Origin of the sequence: Vallicoccus soli, from assembly GCF_003594885.1 — a bacterium.
GTDB lineage: Bacteria > Actinomycetota > Actinomycetes > Motilibacterales > Motilibacteraceae > Vallicoccus > Vallicoccus soli.
In genome coordinates, this window is record NZ_QZEZ01000008.1 from 166,368 (window position 1) to 181,435 (window position 15,068).

The 15,068-nt window shown below is 77.2% G+C and carries 16 protein-coding genes; 9 read left to right on the forward strand and 7 right to left on the reverse strand.

Features of this window, described 5'->3' with window-relative positions:
- The first annotated feature begins 112 nt into the window (after positions 1-112).
- Positions 113-598: a DnaJ family domain-containing protein gene (locus D5H78_RS16065; RefSeq protein ID WP_119951501.1), complete on the forward strand. Its 486-nt coding sequence runs from the start codon at positions 113-115 to the stop codon at positions 596-598.
- A gap of 3 nt (positions 599-601) precedes the next feature.
- Here D5H78_RS16065 and D5H78_RS19855 read toward each other — a convergent pair whose 3' ends face one another.
- Together D5H78_RS19855 and D5H78_RS19860 are read right to left on the reverse strand one after the other, a co-directional pair.
- Positions 602-1,033: a DUF1810 domain-containing protein gene (locus D5H78_RS19855; RefSeq protein WP_119951502.1), complete on the reverse strand. Its 432-nt coding sequence runs from the start codon at positions 1,031-1,033 to the stop codon at positions 602-604.
- 37 nt (positions 1,034-1,070) lie between these two features.
- Positions 1,071-1,907 (reverse strand): helix-turn-helix domain-containing protein, encoded by an 837-nt coding sequence (locus D5H78_RS19860; protein ID WP_119951503.1) that lies wholly within the window; start codon positions 1,905-1,907, stop codon positions 1,071-1,073.
- A gap of 38 nt (positions 1,908-1,945) precedes the next feature.
- Between D5H78_RS19860 and D5H78_RS16080 the strand changes: the two genes are divergently transcribed.
- Positions 1,946-2,494 carry a maleylpyruvate isomerase family mycothiol-dependent enzyme gene (locus D5H78_RS16080; protein ID WP_119951504.1) on the forward strand — a complete coding sequence of 183 codons (549 nt, stop codon included), beginning with the start codon at positions 1,946-1,948 and terminating at the stop codon, positions 2,492-2,494.
- 15 nt (positions 2,495-2,509) lie between these two features.
- Here the strand turns inward: D5H78_RS16080 and D5H78_RS16085 are convergent, their stop codons facing one another.
- Together D5H78_RS16085 and D5H78_RS16090 are read right to left on the reverse strand one after the other, a co-directional pair.
- A complete protein-coding gene (locus D5H78_RS16085) occupies positions 2,510-3,337 on the reverse strand; it encodes an IclR family transcriptional regulator domain-containing protein (protein WP_119951505.1) in 828 nt (275 codons plus the stop codon).
- 36 nt (positions 3,338-3,373) lie between these two features.
- Positions 3,374-4,777 (reverse strand): amidohydrolase family protein, encoded by a 1,404-nt coding sequence (locus tag D5H78_RS16090; protein ID WP_119951560.1) that lies wholly within the window; start codon positions 4,775-4,777, stop codon positions 3,374-3,376.
- A gap of 303 nt (positions 4,778-5,080) precedes the next feature.
- On the opposite strand from D5H78_RS16090, the gene D5H78_RS16095 reads away from it, so the two are divergent.
- From D5H78_RS16095 to D5H78_RS16120, 6 genes are read left to right on the forward strand one after another with little or no spacing between them, the layout of a single operon-like run.
- Complete coding sequence (locus tag D5H78_RS16095) at positions 5,081-6,298, forward strand: CaiB/BaiF CoA transferase family protein (RefSeq protein WP_218566703.1); 1,218 nt, start codon at positions 5,081-5,083, stop codon at positions 6,296-6,298.
- Positions 6,295-7,095, forward strand: a complete 801-nt coding sequence (locus D5H78_RS16100) for a citryl-CoA lyase (protein WP_119951506.1) — start codon at positions 6,295-6,297, stop codon at positions 7,093-7,095. The genes D5H78_RS16095 and D5H78_RS16100 overlap by 4 nt, the downstream gene beginning before the upstream one ends.
- Before the next feature lie 49 nt (positions 7,096-7,144).
- The gene (locus D5H78_RS16105) at positions 7,145-8,008 is read left to right on the forward strand and encodes a DODA-type extradiol aromatic ring-opening family dioxygenase (RefSeq protein WP_119951507.1); all 864 of its coding nucleotides are present in this window, start codon (positions 7,145-7,147) and stop codon (positions 8,006-8,008) included.
- Positions 8,005-8,364, forward strand: coding sequence for a hypothetical protein (locus D5H78_RS16110; RefSeq protein WP_119951508.1), 360 nt, complete (start codon positions 8,005-8,007; stop codon positions 8,362-8,364). Before D5H78_RS16105 ends, D5H78_RS16110 begins: the two co-directional genes overlap by 4 nt.
- 1 nt (position 8,365) lies before the next feature.
- Positions 8,366-9,325 (forward strand): quinone oxidoreductase family protein, encoded by a 960-nt coding sequence (locus tag D5H78_RS16115; RefSeq protein ID WP_119951509.1) that lies wholly within the window; start codon positions 8,366-8,368, stop codon positions 9,323-9,325.
- A 32-nt stretch (positions 9,326-9,357) separates the two neighbouring features.
- Positions 9,358-10,296, forward strand: coding sequence for an FAD-dependent oxidoreductase (locus D5H78_RS16120; protein WP_119951562.1), 939 nt, complete (start codon positions 9,358-9,360; stop codon positions 10,294-10,296).
- Positions 10,297-10,324: 28 nt separating this feature from the next.
- On the opposite strand, the gene D5H78_RS16125 is transcribed toward D5H78_RS16120, so the two are convergent.
- Complete coding sequence (locus D5H78_RS16125) at positions 10,325-11,266, reverse strand: alpha/beta hydrolase family protein (RefSeq protein ID WP_119951510.1); 942 nt, start codon at positions 11,264-11,266, stop codon at positions 10,325-10,327.
- A 92-nt stretch (positions 11,267-11,358) separates the two neighbouring features.
- Here D5H78_RS16125 and D5H78_RS16130 point away from each other — a divergent pair, with 92 nt between their 5' ends.
- Entirely contained in the window at positions 11,359-13,539 is a 2,181-nt protein-coding gene (locus tag D5H78_RS16130) for a sensor domain-containing phosphodiesterase (RefSeq protein WP_165865770.1), read from the forward strand.
- 6 nt (positions 13,540-13,545) lie between these two features.
- Here D5H78_RS16130 and D5H78_RS16135 read toward each other — a convergent pair whose 3' ends face one another.
- Together D5H78_RS16135 and D5H78_RS16140 are read right to left on the reverse strand one after the other, a co-directional pair.
- Positions 13,546-14,559: a zinc-dependent alcohol dehydrogenase gene (locus D5H78_RS16135; protein WP_119951512.1), complete on the reverse strand. Its 1,014-nt coding sequence runs from the start codon at positions 14,557-14,559 to the stop codon at positions 13,546-13,548.
- A 97-nt stretch (positions 14,560-14,656) separates the two neighbouring features.
- A complete protein-coding gene (locus D5H78_RS16140) occupies positions 14,657-15,064 on the reverse strand; it encodes a RidA family protein (protein WP_177891265.1) in 408 nt (135 codons plus the stop codon).
- Positions 15,065-15,068: the final 4 nt, after the last annotated feature.

A 15,068-nucleotide genomic window follows, 5' to 3' on the forward strand; every position in this document is an offset into this window, starting at 1 on the left:
CGAGCGCGGGCGGGCTCCCGTCAGCCGTTCGGCGCAGTCCGGCGCAGCTGGGCGCACGGGGGAGCCGGGGGCCGTCCGTGCAGGTGCGGACGTCACGGGGCACCCTGGACGGGTGACGGAGCGCAAGCCGCACGGGGTGACGTACGAGGACTGGGTCGACCGGCAGATCCGCCGCGCCCAGGAGCGCGGCGCCTTCGACGGGCTGCCCGGGGCCGGCAAGCCGCTGCGCGACCTGGACCGCGGCAAGACCGGCGAGGAGTGGGTCGTCGACTGGGCCCGCCGCGAGGAGGCGGACCTGCGCGCGGCGCTGCCGCCGAGCCTGGCGTTCCGGCGGGAGAAGCAGGACCTGCTGGAGGACCTGGCCCGGGTGCCGGCGGAGCGGCGCCTGCGCGAGGCGGTCGAGGACTTCAACGCCCGGCTGCGCCGCGCCCTGCTGCGCCCGCAGGAGGGGCCGCCGCTGACGACGATGCCGCTCGACGTCGAGGCGCTCGTCGAGCGCTGGCGCGCGGAGCGGCCCCCGCCGCCCCCGCCCGCGCCGCCGACGCGGGCCCGCGCCGAGGAGCGCCGCCGCCGGCGCTGGTGGTGGCGCAGGCCGTGACGCTCAGGCGCCGAGCAGCGCGACCGTGCGCGGGTCCTCGCCGCCGCAGTACCGCGCGAGCACCTCGCCGTACGGGCCCTGCGGGTCAGCCCGCGCGAAGAGCGTCATCGACGAGCGCAGCTTGAGCGCGTCGACCTCGCCGAGCACGGCGACCGGGTCGTCGCCGGGCAGGTCCAGCAGCGCCCGGGCGCAGGCGGCGAGCCGCGGGCCGAGCACCGGGTGCCCGGCGTAGGCCCGCGCCTCCGCCAGGCCGGTGAGCCCGTAGCGCTGCGCGGCGGGGCTGCGCCCGAGGCCGCGCAGCTGCGGGAGGACGAACCACATCCAGTGCCCCGTCTTGCGCCCGCGCCGCAGCTCGGCGAGCGCCCCGTCGTACGCCCCCTCCTGGGCCTCGACGAAGCGCCGCAGGTCGTACGGGTCCTCCTCGCTCGCGTCCACGCCCCGCCCGTACCCCGCCGCGCGCCGTACGGCACCCCTAGGCCGGCGCCGCCCGGTGGCGGGCGGCGAAGGCGCCCGGCGTGGTCCCGGTGACCCGGGCGAAGTCGCGGGTGAGGTGCGCCTGGTCGGCGTAGCCGAGCTCCGCGGCGACCTGCGCGGCCGTCGCCGTCCCGTCGCGCAGCCGCACCGCGGCGTCCTGCAGCCGGCGCCGCTGCACCAGCCAGCGCGGTGCGATGCCGAGGCGCCGGTGCACGAGGCGCTGCAGGGACCGCTCGCCGAGGCCGCTGGCCGCGCACAGGTCACCGACCCGGCGCACGCCGCGGTGCTCGACGAGGTCGACGACGCGGTTGACGAGCAGGCCCTCCTCGTCCACCGGCAGCCAGCGCCGGGCGACGGCGGTGACCAGGCCCGTCGCGGCGCGGTGCGCCCCGGGGTCGAGCGGGTCGGGGTCCATGACCTCGCGCACGCGGGCGGCCAGCGCCGTCCCGTCGGGGCCGAGCACCTCGGCGAGGTCGACGTGCCGGTCGGTGTACGGCGCCACCGACCCGCTGGCCACCAGCGCCCCTCCGGCGGGCGCCAGCGACAGCCCGACCGCCCAGCCGTCGCCGGACAGCGTCGTCGTGGACAGCCCGCGCACCACGCCATAGAAGCGGGCGTACGTGCTGCTGACGACGAGCAGGCACGCGGGGTACTGCAGCACCCGCTGCGGCGCCTCCCGCCCCGGCGGCACCGACCAGACCGGCACCCAGAAGCGCCGCAGCAGGTCGGCGCAGGCGGGGTCGGGCTCGTACGCGTGCATGACGTGCGAGGCGTCGCCCGGCTCGCGCAGGTGCGCCCGCTCGATCCACCGCCGCGGCGAGGTGTCGGCTTCCATCAAGCCCCAGCCTGCCGCACCCGCCTAGCGTCCCGGGCGTGAACGCGACGCTGACCCGCTACCGCGCGGCGGGGGAGCCCCTCGGGGCCCTCCTCGCCGCCCTGCCCGCCGGCGCCTGGGGCGCCCCCTCGCCCTGCGAGGGCTGGGCCGCCCGCGACGTGGTCCGCCACCTCGTCGACACCCAGCGCGAGTTCCTCGCCGGGCGCGGGGTCGAGCTCGGCCCGGCGCCGGACGTCGACGCCGACCCGGCCGGCGCGTGGGCGCGGCACGCCGGTGCCGTCGAGGCCGCGCTCGCCGACGAGGCCGTGGCCGCGGCGCCCTTCGACGGGTACTTCGGGCCGACGACCACCGGCGAGACCCTCGAGCGCTTCTACGTCTGGGACATGGTGGTGCACCGCTGGGACGTCGCCACGGCGGCCGGGCTCGACGCGGGACTGAGCGAGGAGGAGCTGGACCGGGTCGAGGAGGGCGCGGCGGGCTTCGGCGAGGCGCTCTACCTGGAGGGGGTCTGCCGCCCCGGGGTGCAGGCGCCCGCGGGCGCGGGGCGCGCGGCACGGGTGCTGGCCCGCCTCGGCCGGCGCGCCTGAGGGGCGAGGCCCGCCTCAGGCCGAGGCCGTGCCGCCCGCGCCGCGCTCGAGCTCCACGTGGGGGCGGGACCGCCACAGCGCCCACTCGGCGCTGACGTCGCCCGCGGTCCGCAGCAGCAGCGGCAGGTGGTCCTGCAGCAGCCGCTCGACGGAGGTCTCGGCCGCGTGGACGGTCACGTTCATCGCGGCGCGCACGCTGCCGGTGCCGTCGCGCACCGGCACCGCGACCGAGCGCACCCCGGGCGCGAGCTCGGAGTCGGCGAGGGCCCAGCCCCGGGCCCGCACCTGCACGAGCTCCTCGCGCAGCGCGGGGAGGGGACGGCCGATGTACGGCGGCAGGCCCGACCGGCTCGGCTCGCCCAGGACCGCCTCGAGGCGGTCGTCGGGCAGCGCGGCGAGCAGCACCTTGCCCTGCGAGGTCTGCGGCGCCGGGAAGCGCGTGCCCACGTCCACCCGCAGGGCGATGAGCTTCGGGACCGACACCCGGGCGACGTAGACGATGTCCGAGCCGTCGAGCTGGGCCATCGACGTCGACTCGCCGGTGCGGGCGACCAGCGCCTCCATGTGCGGGCGGGCGACGTCCCACAGCCCGAGCGAGCTCACGTACGCCGTCCCCAGCGCGAGGACGCGCGGCGTGGGGGAGAAGGCGCCGGCGGACGAGCGGACGTACCCGAGCTCCTCGAGGGTGAGCAGCAGCCGGCGCGCGGTCGGCCGGGCGAGCCCGGTGCGCGCCGCGACCTCGCTCAGCGTCATCGCCGGGTGCTCGCCGTCGAAGCTGGCCAGGACGTCGAGGCCGCGAGCCAGCGCCTCCACGAAGTCCGGGCCCTCGCCCCGTCCCGCCACGCGCCCTCCTCGTCCCCGCCCCGCCGGTCCCGCGCCTCAGCCGAGCACGCGGTCGCTGCCCGCCGCGTGCGTGGAGGCGGACCTGTAGTCGGTGTACTGGTACGGGTTGTCCAGCACCTCGGTGCCCGGCAGGTCCGGGTCCATGCCCCGGGCCCAGTCGTCCTCGCCGATCGTCGCACGCAGGTGCTCGACCGTGGCCTCGGCCTGCGCCCGCAGCGCGGCCAGGTCCACCCCGACCAGCGCGCCGTGGTGCTTCACGACCCGCCCGTCGACGAGGACGGTGTGCACGTCGCCGCGCTGCGCCTGGAACGCGACGTGCCCGTACGGGTTCAGCAGCGGGAAGGAGACGGGGGAGCGGTCGTTCTTGACGAGCACGAGGTCGGCCTTGGCGCCCGGCGCGACCAGGCCGAGGTCGTCCCGCCCGAGGGCACGCGCCCCGCCGCGGGTGGCCCAGTCCACGACGTGCTCCGCGCGCAGGTGCACGTGGGTCACCGTGTCGCCCCGCTGGTGCGCCTCGAGGTGCTCGCGGGAGCGGTCGGCCCCCAGGGTGGTGCGCATGGCCGAGAAGAGGTCGCTGCTCCACCAGACGCTCGTGTCCATCGAGAGCGAGACGGGGATGCCGTGGCGGCGCAGCTGCCAGGTGGGCGGGTAGCCCTGCCCGGCGCTCTGCTCGGACTCCGTGGACACCGACACCGAGCCGCCGGTGGCGGCGATGCGGTGGTAGGAGTCGGTGGAGAGGGTCGCGGCGTGGACGTAGACCGTGTCGGGCCGCATGAAGCCGTGCTCGTGCATGAGCCGGATGCCGTCGTCGCCCGTGGCGCCCCAGACGCCCGCGTGCGTGGTCACCGGCAGCCCGAGCTCGCGGGCCACCTCGAAGGCCGCCCGCTCGGGGAAGGCGGGGTCGCCGGTGACGTCGAAGGCGAGCTGCACGCCGAGGCGGTCGTCGCCCGCGTCGCGCAGCCGGGTCAGGAAAGCGCGTACCGCCGGATCGGCCGTCCACTCCCAGGGGGCCGCCTGGATGTTGCCGTACGCCAGCACCCATCGGCCGGGCACGGCGCGCAGGGCGTCCACCGCGGCCTCCGCGTGCTCCAGGGACTGCAGGCCGTGCGACCAGTCCACCGTCGTGGTCACGCCCGCCTCGAGCGCGTCCCAGGCCGAGAGCAGGTTCCCCGTCCGCACGTCCTCGGGGCGGAAGGCCCGGTCGTGCTCGAGGTAGTACCAGACGAAGTACTGCGTCAGGCTCCAGTCGGCGCCGTAGCCGCGCATCGCGGTCTGCCACATGTGCCGGTGGGTGTCGACCATGCCCGGCATGACGACGCCGCCGGACGCGTCGACCTCCAGCGTCCCGGCCGGCACGTCGAGGGCGGAGCCGACGGCGGCGACGCGGTCGCCCACCACGAGCACGTCGGCCCCGGTGAGGACGCTGTGCGCGTCGTCCATCGTCAGCACCGTGCCGCCGCGCAGGACGACGGGGCGTCCCTCCTGCGGCGCGAAGGGGGCAGCGTCCGTCACGACTCCTCCTCGAGGTCGACCGGCTGCTCGGCGTACCGCTGTCCGTGCTGCGTACGCGCGGGTCTCGTCGCCCACGATGGGCTGCGCGGGCTACGCCGTCAAGGTGGCGGGGAAGGCCTTGACGCCGCGCAGGGGGCGGAGCGACACTCCCGACCACTACGGCGGACAGTCGTCCGGTGGACGGTCAGCACCCGACCATCGGGTGCGGCGCGACGACGGGAGGTGGAGGGCGTGGCGGAGGGCGGCGGGACGCGCGGCGCCGCTGGCGGCGGGCCGCTGGCCGGCCTGCTCGTGGCGGACTTCTCGCGGATCCTGGCGGGGCCGTACGCGACGATGCTGCTCGCGGACCTGGGGGCGGAGGTCGTCAAGGTGGAGTCCCCCGCGGGGGACGACACCCGCACCTGGCAGCCGCCGGTGCGCGACGGGGTCTCCACCTACTACCTCGGCGTCAACCGGGGGAAGCGCTCGGTCGCCCTCGACCTCAAGGACCCCGACGACCTGGCCGCGGCGCAGGAGCTGGCCCGGCGCGCGGACGTGCTCGTCGAGAACTTCAAGCCGGGCGGCCTCGCCCGCTTCGGCCTCGACTACGGCACGGTGAGCGCCACCAACCCCGGGGTCGTCTACGCCTCGATCAGCGGCTTCGGCAGCGGCCCCGGCGGTGCCGCCCTGCCCGGGTACGACCTCATCGTCCAGGCGATCTCCGGGCTGATGAGCCTCACCGGGTCGCCCGAGGGCGAGCCCTACCGCGCGGGCATCTCGGTCTTCGACGTCATGGCCGGGCTGCACGCCACCATCGGCGTGCTCAGCGCGCTGCACGCCCGCGCGCAGAGCGGCACCGGCCAGCACGTCGAGGTGAACCTGCTCAGCTCCGCGCTGTCCGGGCTGGTCAACCAGTCGAGCGCGTACGTCGCCGGCGGGGTCGTCCCGCAGCGCATGGGCAACAGCCACCCGAGCCTCTTCCCCTACGAGCCGCTGCCCTGCGCCGACGGGGACCTCATCGTCACCGCGGGGAACAACGGCCAGTTCCGCCGGCTCGTCGAGGTGCTCGGCGTGCCGGAGCTCGCCGACGACCCCCGGTTCCTGCGCAACGAGGACCGCACCGCGCACCGCGACGAGCTGCGCCCGCTGCTCGTCGAGCGGCTGCGCACCCGCGGCAAGCTCGCGTGGTTCCGGGACATCATCGCGGCCGGGGTGCCGTGCGGGCCGATCAACACCGTCGAGCAGGGGGTCGCCTTCGCCGAGGAGGTCGGCCTGGACCCGGTCGTCGTGGTGGGGGAGGGCGACGCCGCGGTCCCGACGGTGCGCAACCCGCTGCGCCTCTCCGCGACGCCGCCGTCGTACCACCTGCCGCCCCCCGCCCTCGACGAGCACGGCGACGCCCTCCGCCGCTGGCTGTCCACCCCCGCACCCGCACCCGCACCCGCACCCGGCGAGGAGCCCCCGGCATGAGCACCGACGCGACGCCGACGTACCCGACCTCGCTGGGCACGTCGACGGCCGAGGAGATCCGGCTGCTCGGGCACGACGTCGCCCACGACCTCATGGGCTCGGTGGGCCTCGGCGAGCTCGCGCTCTGGCTGATGACGCTGGAGCGGCCCGACCCGTCCGAGGTGCGCCTGTTCGAGGCGGTCCTCGTCGCCCTGGCCGACCACGGCTTCACCCCCACCGCCATCGCGGCGCGCCTGACGTACCTGTCGGCCCCCGACTCCCTGCAGGGGGCGGTGGCGGCGGGCCTGCTCGGCGGCGGCTCGCGCTTCCTCGGCGTCACCGAGGACTGCGGGCGCTGGCTGCACGCCGCGCTCGAGGAGCGCGGCGGGGACCTGCCCGAGGACGAGGACGGCTGGGACGCCCTCGCGCTCGCCGCCGTGCGCCGCACCCGCGAGCAGGGCCGCTACGTCCCCGGGCTGGGCCACCCGGTCCACAAGGTCCGCGACCCCCGCACGGCGGCGCTGTTCCGCATCGCCGAGGACGAGGGGCTGCTCGGCCCGCACCTGCTGCTCTTCGAGGCGGTGGGACGGGTGCACGAGCAGGTCCTCGGGCGCCGGCTCCCGCTCAACGGCGCCGGGGTCTGCGGTGCGGCGCTCGCCGACCTCGGCGTCCCCGTCGACCTCTTGCGCGGGCCGGCCCTGCTCGCGCGCGCCGCCGGCCTGCTGGGCCAGCTCGCGGAGGAGCGCCGCCGCCCGATCGGCATGGACGCCTACCTGGCCGTGGACCGCGCCGCCGTCTACGTGGACCCCTCCGCCTGACCCGCACCCCACCACCAGGCACCCCGCCCAGCACGCAAGGGAGCGCTGCATGGCCACCGTCGCCGCGGTCGTCGCCTCGACGCACCACCCCTTCTACTACCGCGCCAGCACGTCCACCGGCGACGAGCGGCCGCCGTTCGCGGACGCGTGGGTCGCGAAGGTCGAGGCCTTCCGGGAGACGCTCACCCGCGCGGAGCCCGACGTGCTCGTCATGGTGGGCAGCGACCACTTCCACCAGCTGTGGCTCGACAACATGCCGCAGTTCCTCGTCGGCAAGGCGCCCTTCTTCGACGCCAACTGGTACAACGAGGAGCGGGAGTTCGGCCTGCCGCGCATGGTCCTCAAGGGCGAGGAAGCGCTTGCCGCGCACATCCTCCGCGAGGGCCTCGACGCCGGGTTCGACCTCGCCTTCAGCAACGAGCTGCGCATCGACCACAGCATCACCTGCCCGATCATCACGCTGCGGCCGCAGGCGGACCTGCCGATCGTGCCGGTCTACACGAACATCTTCGCCCCGCCCCTGCCCCAGCCGCGCCGCTTCGTCGAGCTCGGCCGCACCCTGCGGCGGCTGGTGGAGTCGTGGCCGGTCGACAAGCGGGTGGCCATCATCGGCACCGGCCACCTGTCCCTCGAGCTCGGCGGCCCGCGGCAGTTCGGCGAGCACGGGCCCGACCCGGAGTTCGACCGCCGCGCGGTCGACTGGATCGCGAGCGGGGACGTCGAGGGGTGCCTCGCCGAGGTGACGCTCGACAGCCTGCACGCACCGGGCAACGCCACCCACGGGTTCATGGACTTCATGCTCATGATGGGCGTCGCCGGCGACGGGGCGAAGGCCGACCACGTCGACACCCTCGACCTGTTCCACACCATGGAGGCCTACTTCACCTGGTACCCGGAGGGAGTGCCCGCATGAGCAGGTACCTGCTCGACAAGTTCCTCTACACGGTCGACCGCGACCCCGACCTGGTGGAGCGCTACCGGGAGGACCCCGCGGGGACCGTCGCCTGGTGGGAGCGCGAGCGCGCGGGCCAGCTGCTGAACTGCCTGGTGTCGGAGCGCACGACCTGGCTCGCGTTCACCGACGAGGAGCGCGACGCCCTGGTCCGGCAGGACCACGTCGCCCTGTTCCAGCTCGGCGCGCACCCGTTCCTCACCCTGACGCTCTTCATCGCGATGTTCGAGCGCGACCACGGGCCGCTGGAGTACCAGAAGGCGTACGGCCGGGCGATGCAGCACCTGAGCCTGCCCTACCCCGACATCGCGACCTGACGTGCGCGCCGCCGTCCTGCGCCGGCCCGGCGCCGCGCCCGTCCTCGCCGAGCACCCGGACCCCGCGGCGGGCGAGGTGCTCGTCCGGGTCACCGCCGCGCCGGTCGTGCCCCTCGACCTGCTCTGCGCCTCGGGCACCTCCTACTTCGGGCGCCCCGCCGTCCCGTACGTCCCCGGGGTCCAGGGCGTCGGGGTCGTGGAGGGCGGCGCCGGCCCGGCGCCCGGCACCCGCGTCTGGTTCGCGACGAGGGCCGGCATGGCGCCCGGCGACGGCAGCCTGGCCGAGCGCTGCGCCATGCCCGGGCAGGACGTGGTGCCCCTGGCCGACGGCGTGGGTGACGAGGTCGCGGCCGCCGTGGGCCTCTCCGGCGTGGCCGCGTGGATGGCGCTGTCCTGGCGCGGCGCGCTGCAGCCGGGGGAGCGGGTCCTCGTGCTGGGCGGCGGGGGTGCCGTGGGCCAGGCCGCCGCCGGCGCGGCCCGCGTGCTCGGCGCCGCCCGCGTGGTCTCGCTCTGCCGCTCCGAGGCGGCGGCCGCGCGCGCCCGGCGGGCGGGGGCCGACGCGGTCGTACGGCTCGACGGGGACGAGGCCGCCCTCGCCGCGGCGCTGCGCGACGCCCTGCACGGCCCGGCCGACGTGGTCGTCGACCCGGTCTTCGGCCCGGCGGCCGCGGCGGCCTGCCGCGCCCTCGCACCGGGCGGGCGGCTGGTCAACCTCGGCGGCGCCTCCGGTGACACCGCCGTGCTGTCCTCCGCGGTCCTGCGCAGCGCCGGCGCCGGCGTCCTCGGCTACACCAACAACGCCCTGTCCCCGGCGCAGCGCGCGCGGGCGCTGACCGACGTGCTGGCCGCGGCGGCGCGCGGCGACGTCGTCGTGGAGCACGAGGTCGCGGCCCTCGACGCGGTGGGCGCGGCCTGGGCGTCGACCGCGGCGGGCGGCACGAGGACCGTGCTCCGGCCCTGAGGCGGCGCTAGGGTCCGGCGCGTGGGGTGCGCATGAGGGTCACCGTGGTCGGCGCCGGGGTGGTCGGCCTGACGGTGGCGCACGAGCTGGCCGCCGCCGGGCACGCGGTGCGGGTCCTGGCCGACGCGGACGCGCAGGCCAGCACCTCGGGGGCGGCCGCCGCGCTCTGGTTCCCCCACGGCGTGCCGCACACGCCGCAGGTGCTCGCCTCCGCGGCGGCGACCTACCGCCGCCTCGTGGACCTCGCGCGCGACCCGGCCACCGGCGTGCGGGTGCGCGCGGGCACGGTGCTGTCGCGCCGTCCCGACCCGGACCGGTCCTGGACGTCGGCGGTCCCCGAGCACCGCGTGCTCGGTCCCGGCGAGGCGCCCGCCGGGGCGAGCGGGGTGCGCTGCACCGTGCCGCTGGCCGTCACCGGCACCTACCTCGCATGGCTCCAGGAGCAGGTGCGCCGGCGGGGCGTCGCCCTCGAGCGCCGGGCCGTCGGGTCGCTGGCCGAGGTGGAGGGCGCCGACGCGGTCGTCGTCGCCGGCGGCGTGCGCTCGCCGGCGCTGCTCGGGGACGACCGGACCACGGTCCCCGTACGGGGCCAGGTCGCCCGCCTGGCCAACCCCGGGCTCACCGAGTGGGTGACCGACGACGACAACCCGGACGGGCTCACGTACGTCGTCCCGCGCGACGGCGACGTGGTCTGCGGCGGCACCGGCGACGTCGGGGCCTGGGACCGCAGCGTGGACCCCGCCGTCGAGGACGCGGTGCTGCGCCGGGTGCGCGCCCTCGTCCCCGCGCTCGCCGACCGGCCGGTGCTGTCCCGGGCCGTGGGCCTGCGCCCCGGCCGCCCCGACGTGCGCCTGGAGCCGGTCGAGGGCCACGGGCGCCCCGTCGTGGCCTGCTACGGCCACGGCGGCGCCGGGTTCACGCTCTCCTGGGGCGACGCCGGCCGCGTGGTGCGGCTGCTCGAGGGCGCCTGAGGCCGGCGCCGCCCCGAGGAGGCGCGCCTCAGTACGGGCAGGTGCTCCGGTACTCGGCGATCGCCGTGCTCGTGGCCGGCGCGGGGCAGAGGAACCGGTCGTAGCGCAGGTCGTCGTCCACGAACCGCTTGAGCCAGGACAGCGTGTACGTGGCGATGGTCGTGTTGGAGACGGTGGGCGCGAGGTGCCCGGCGCCGCGCAGCTCGAGGTAGGCCTTGTCGAGGGTCGCGGGCAGGGAGGCGTAGAAGGGCTCGGAGTGCGAGCGCACCGGGGCGACCCCGTCGTCCTCGGCGCCGATGACGAGGGTGGGCGTGCGCACCTCGGGCCAGGTCTTGTCGAGGTTCCACCCGGTCAGCGGGACGGCGGCCTGCAGCGACGGGTCGTCCTTGGCGGCCTCCAGGGCACCGCCGCCGCCCATCGAGTGCCCGACGACCGCGAGCCGGGTCGGGTCGATGCGGGCGCGCACGCTGCTGCGCTGGGTCAGGTACGCCAGCGCGGCCCGCAGCTGGTCGCCGCGGGAGGCCGGCTGGTCGTACGTGCTGAGGGTGTCGATGGTGATGACGACGAAGCCCTGCGAGGCCAGGCGCGGGCCGAGCCAGGCGATGCTGGACTGGCGCGCGGTGTAGCCCGGGGAGACCGCCACGGCGCCGAACGTCCCGGCCGTGGTCGTCGTGGGGTAGTAGACCGTCCCGCCGCCGAAGCCGCTGACGGCGTAGCGGGACACGCTGGTCTGCGCGACGGCGAACGGGCCGCGGGCGGCCTCGACGCTCGCGGTGGTGGGCTCCGGGCCCCGCGCGTACGGGTTGTCCGCGGCACCCGCGGGCTGGGCGAGGGCGGGCAGGGCGGCGGCGAGCAGGGCGGCGGCGAGGGGGGCGCGCAGCCGACGGGCACGGGTCACGGTGGAGGTCCTCCCTGACGGGCGGTGGCGGTGTCGCGGCAGAAGGTAGTGCTGTGCGGCACCCGGTCGCATCCCCGGTGCGACCGATCGCGTCAACATCGTCACAGCACGTCGCCGCGTGACGCAGGATGGGTGGCGGTCGGCAGCAGGGACGGGGGCGGGACGTGGCGGCAGAGGGGTCGTTCGCGGACTTCCGGGACGCGGCGCAGGTCGTGCTGGAGGACCTGCGCGGGCGCGTCGGCCTGGACAGCTGGCTCGTGGCGCGGCGCACGGGCGGGGACTCGGTCGTCCTGGCGGCCGCCGAGGACGACCCCTTCGGGCTCGCGCCCGGCGCCAGCCGGCCGTTCGAGGACACGTACTGCGTGCGGGTGCTCGACGGGCGCGCACCGGCGGCGGCCGCCGACCTCGACGAGCACCCCGCGCTGGTGCAGGCGCGCGCCGCCAACGGCGTCCCGGCCCGGTCGGTGCTCGTCCTGCCGCTGCCCGGGCCCGACGGCGAGGTGCTCGGCACGCTCTGCGCGACCGGGCGCGCCCCCTACCCGGGCGGGCAGCCGGAGCTCGACGCGGCCCTGCCCACGGTGCGGGTGCAGGCCTCGCTGCTCGGCGCGCTGCTCGCGCGCGAGCTGCGCCTCGCCGAGGCGGCCCGCCGGGCCGAGCGGGCGGAGGCCGCCGCGACGACCGACGTCCTCACCGGCGTGGGCAACCGCCGGGCCTGGGACGAGGCGCTGGCCCACGAGGAGGCCCGCGCCACCCGGTACGCGGGCGACGTCGCGCTGGTCGTCGTCGACCTCGACGGCCTCAAGGCCGTGAACGACGAGCAGGGCCACTCCGCGGGCGACGAGCTGCTGCGGGTCGCCGCACGGGTCCTGCGGGCGCGGGCGCGCGAGAGCGACCTCGTCGCGCGCCTCGGCGGCGACGAGTTCGGGCTGCTCCTGCCCGGCACGGACGGCGCCGGCGCGGCGGCGCTCGCGGCGCAGCTGCGCGGCCTGCTCGCCGCCGAGGGCGTGGGCGCCTCGGTGGGGGCCGCCGCCCGGCCGACCTCCGGCAGCCTCGCCGACGCGTGGCGCGCGGCGGACGCCTCCATGTACGCCGAGAAGGTCGCGCGCCGGTCCCGCGCGCTCGCCGAGCGGGCCGGGGAGCGGCCGCGGCCGGCCGGTCGGGCGGGCTCGGCGGCGCAGGCGGCGCAGGCGGCGGCCGCACCCGCCCCGCCGGCGAGCGTCGACGCGCTGCTGCGCCTCGCGCGCGACCAGCTCGGCATGGAGGTCGCCTTCCTCAACCGGTTCGACGGCGAGCAGCGCACGTTCCGCAACGTCCAGGCGCGGGTCCCCCTGCCCTTCGCGGCGGGCCGGACCGAGCCGCGGCAGGGCACGTACTGCCAGATGATCGTCGACGGCGCCCTCGGCGAGGTCACCCCGGACACCTCCCGCGACGACCGGGTGCGCGACCTGCCCATCACCGCCGAGCTGGGCATCGGCGCGTACGTCGGCGTCCCCGTGCACCTGCGCGACGGGCGCCTCTACGGCACGCTCTGCGCGTTCTCCCGCGAGCCCGACCCGACGCTGCGGGACCGCGACGCCCAGGTCCTGCGCTCCCTGCGCCAGGTCGTGGCCGACGTCGCCGAGCGCGAGGACGGGGAGGAGGCGCGGCGCCACGAGGTGCTGGCCCGGCTGGACGCCCTGCAGGCCGAGGGCGGCCCGCAGATGGTCTTCCAGCCGGTGCTCGAGCTGGACGGGCTGGGGCAGGTCGGGGTCGAGGCGCTGAGCCGGTTCCCGACCGGCTCGCCGGACGCGTGGTTCGCCGCCGCCGCCGCGGCGGGCGCCGGCCCGGACCTCGAGCTGCGGGCCGTGGCGCGGGCCCTCGAGGCGCTGGAGCACGTGGAGGGCTTCCTCGCCCTCAACGTCTCCCCGGCGACCGTCGCCACCCCCGAGCTCGCCCGCCGGCTCGCCCCGTACCCCCCGGGGCGGATCGTGCTGGAGGTGACCGAGCACGAGGCGATCGCCGACTACGACGGGCTCAACGCCGCCCTGCGCCCGCTGCGCGGCGCCGGCGTCCGCCTCGCCGTGGACGACGCGGGCGCCGGCTTCGCGAGCATGCGCCACGTGCTCGCGCTCGCGCCCGACGTCCTCAAGCTCGACACGAGCCTCGTGCGCGGCATCGACGCGCACCCCGGGCGCCAGGCGCTCGCCACGGCGCTCGCGACCTTCGCCGCGGCCACCGGCGCCACCGTGGTCGGCGAGGGCATCGAGACGCAGGCCGAGCTCGACCTGCTGCGGGACCTCGGCATCGCGCACGGCCAGGGCTTCCACCTGGCCCGGCCCGCGCCCCTCCCGGTGCCCGCCGGCTGACGCCGCTCAGCGCAGGTCGAACACGAGCCGGGCGGGGACGCTGCCGGCCAGGACCTCCTCGAAGCAGGCGTTGACGTCCTCGAGCCGGCGCGTCTCGCGCACCACCCGGGTGCGCCCGAGGCGGTGCAGCTCGAAGACCTCCGCCAGGTCGGAGCGGGTGCCCACGATCGAGCCGATGACGGACTTGCCGCCGAGCACGAGGTCGAAGACCGGCACCTGCAGCACGCCGTCCGCCGGGAGGGAGACGAGCACGAGGCGCCCGCCGCGGCGCAGGGACGCGTACGCGGTGTCGAGGCTGGCGGGGGAGACCGCCAGGCCGAGGGCGACGTCGGCGCCGCCGAGGCGCTGCACCTCGGCCGCGACGTCGTCGGTGCGGGCGTCCAGGACGTGGTCCGCGCCGAGCTCCTCGGCCAGCTGCAGCTTCTCGTCCTCCACGTCGACGGCGACGACGGTGCCGCCGAAGACCTTCGCGTACTGCAGGGCCAGGTGCCCGAGGCCCCCGATGCCGGAGACCAGGACGAGGTCCGTGGGCCGCACCCCGCCGACCTTCACCGCCTTGTACGTCGTCACGCCGGCGCAGGTGAGCGGCGCCGCGTCGAGCGGGTCGACCCCGTCGGGGACGGGCACGGCGTAGCGCGCGTCGGCGAGGGCGTGCTCGGCGTACCCGCCGTCCATGCCGTAGCCGGTGTTGCGCTGCTCCAGGCACAGGGTCTCCCAGCCGCCGGTGCACTGGTCGCAGTGCCCGCAGGCGTAGCCCAGCCAGGGCAGGGCGACCCGCTGCCCGACCGCGACGCCCTCGACGCCGTCGCCGAGCGCCTCCACCACCCCGACGCCCTCGTGCCCGGGCACGAACGGCGGCGTCGGCTGCACCGGCCAGTCGCCGCGCGCGGCGTGGATGTCGGTGTGGCACAGGCCGGACGCCTCGATCCGGACGAGGACCTGGTGCAGCCCCGGCCGGGGCACGGGGCGGTCCTCGACGGTCAGGGGGCGGCCGAGCTCGTGGACGACGGCAGCGCGCATGCTCTTCCTCTCGTGGTCCCTGCGGTACGCGCCCACCCTGGCCGCGCCGGTCGCCGCGCCCCAGGGGCGAAGGTCCCGACCACGGCAGGGCGCGGTCTCACGGCAGGACCGCGGTGGCGTCCACCTCCACGAGCAGGTCGGGCTCGCCGAGGGCCGCGACGCCGAGCAGGGTGATGGGCTTGCGGGGGTCGACGCCCAGCCGCTGGGCGGCGCGCGCGACGCCCTCGCCCAGCGCCGGGAGCTTGTCCTCGCCCCAGTCCACGACGTAGACGACGAGCTTCGCCACGTCGTCGAACGTGCCGCCGACCGCGGCCAGGGCGGTGGCGACGTTGAGGTACGCCTGCTCCACCTGCGCGGCGAGGTCTCCCGCGCCCACGGGGGTGCCGTCCCCGTCGCGCGCCACCTGCCCCGACAGGAAGACGGTCCGGGAGCCGGTGGCCACGGCCACCTGGTGGTAGTGCTCGGGCTGCGGCAGCCCCGCGGGGTTCAGCGTCTGGACGGGCACGACG

Coding starts and splice junctions, on each gene's coding strand:
- D5H78_RS16135 (WP_119951512.1), bottom strand. CDS start 14,559: ATGCGCGCTGCCGTCGTCCACGAGCTCGGCCGCCCCCTGACCGTCGAG.
- D5H78_RS16100 (WP_119951506.1), top strand. CDS start 6,295: ATGAGCACCGACGCGACGCCGACGTACCCGACCTCGCTGGGCACGTCG.
- D5H78_RS19860 (WP_119951503.1), bottom strand. CDS start 1,907: ATGGAAGCCGACACCTCGCCGCGGCGGTGGATCGAGCGGGCGCACCTG.
- D5H78_RS16090 (WP_119951560.1), bottom strand. CDS start 4,777: ATGGACGACGCGCACAGCGTCCTCACCGGGGCCGACGTGCTCGTGGTG.
- D5H78_RS16110 (WP_119951508.1), top strand. CDS start 8,005: ATGAGCAGGTACCTGCTCGACAAGTTCCTCTACACGGTCGACCGCGAC.
- D5H78_RS16125 (WP_119951510.1), bottom strand. CDS start 11,266: ATGCGACCGGGTGCCGCACAGCACTACCTTCTGCCGCGACACCGCCAC.
- D5H78_RS16120 (WP_119951562.1), top strand. CDS start 9,358: ATGAGGGTCACCGTGGTCGGCGCCGGGGTGGTCGGCCTGACGGTGGCG.
- D5H78_RS16105 (WP_119951507.1), top strand. CDS start 7,145: ATGGCCACCGTCGCCGCGGTCGTCGCCTCGACGCACCACCCCTTCTAC.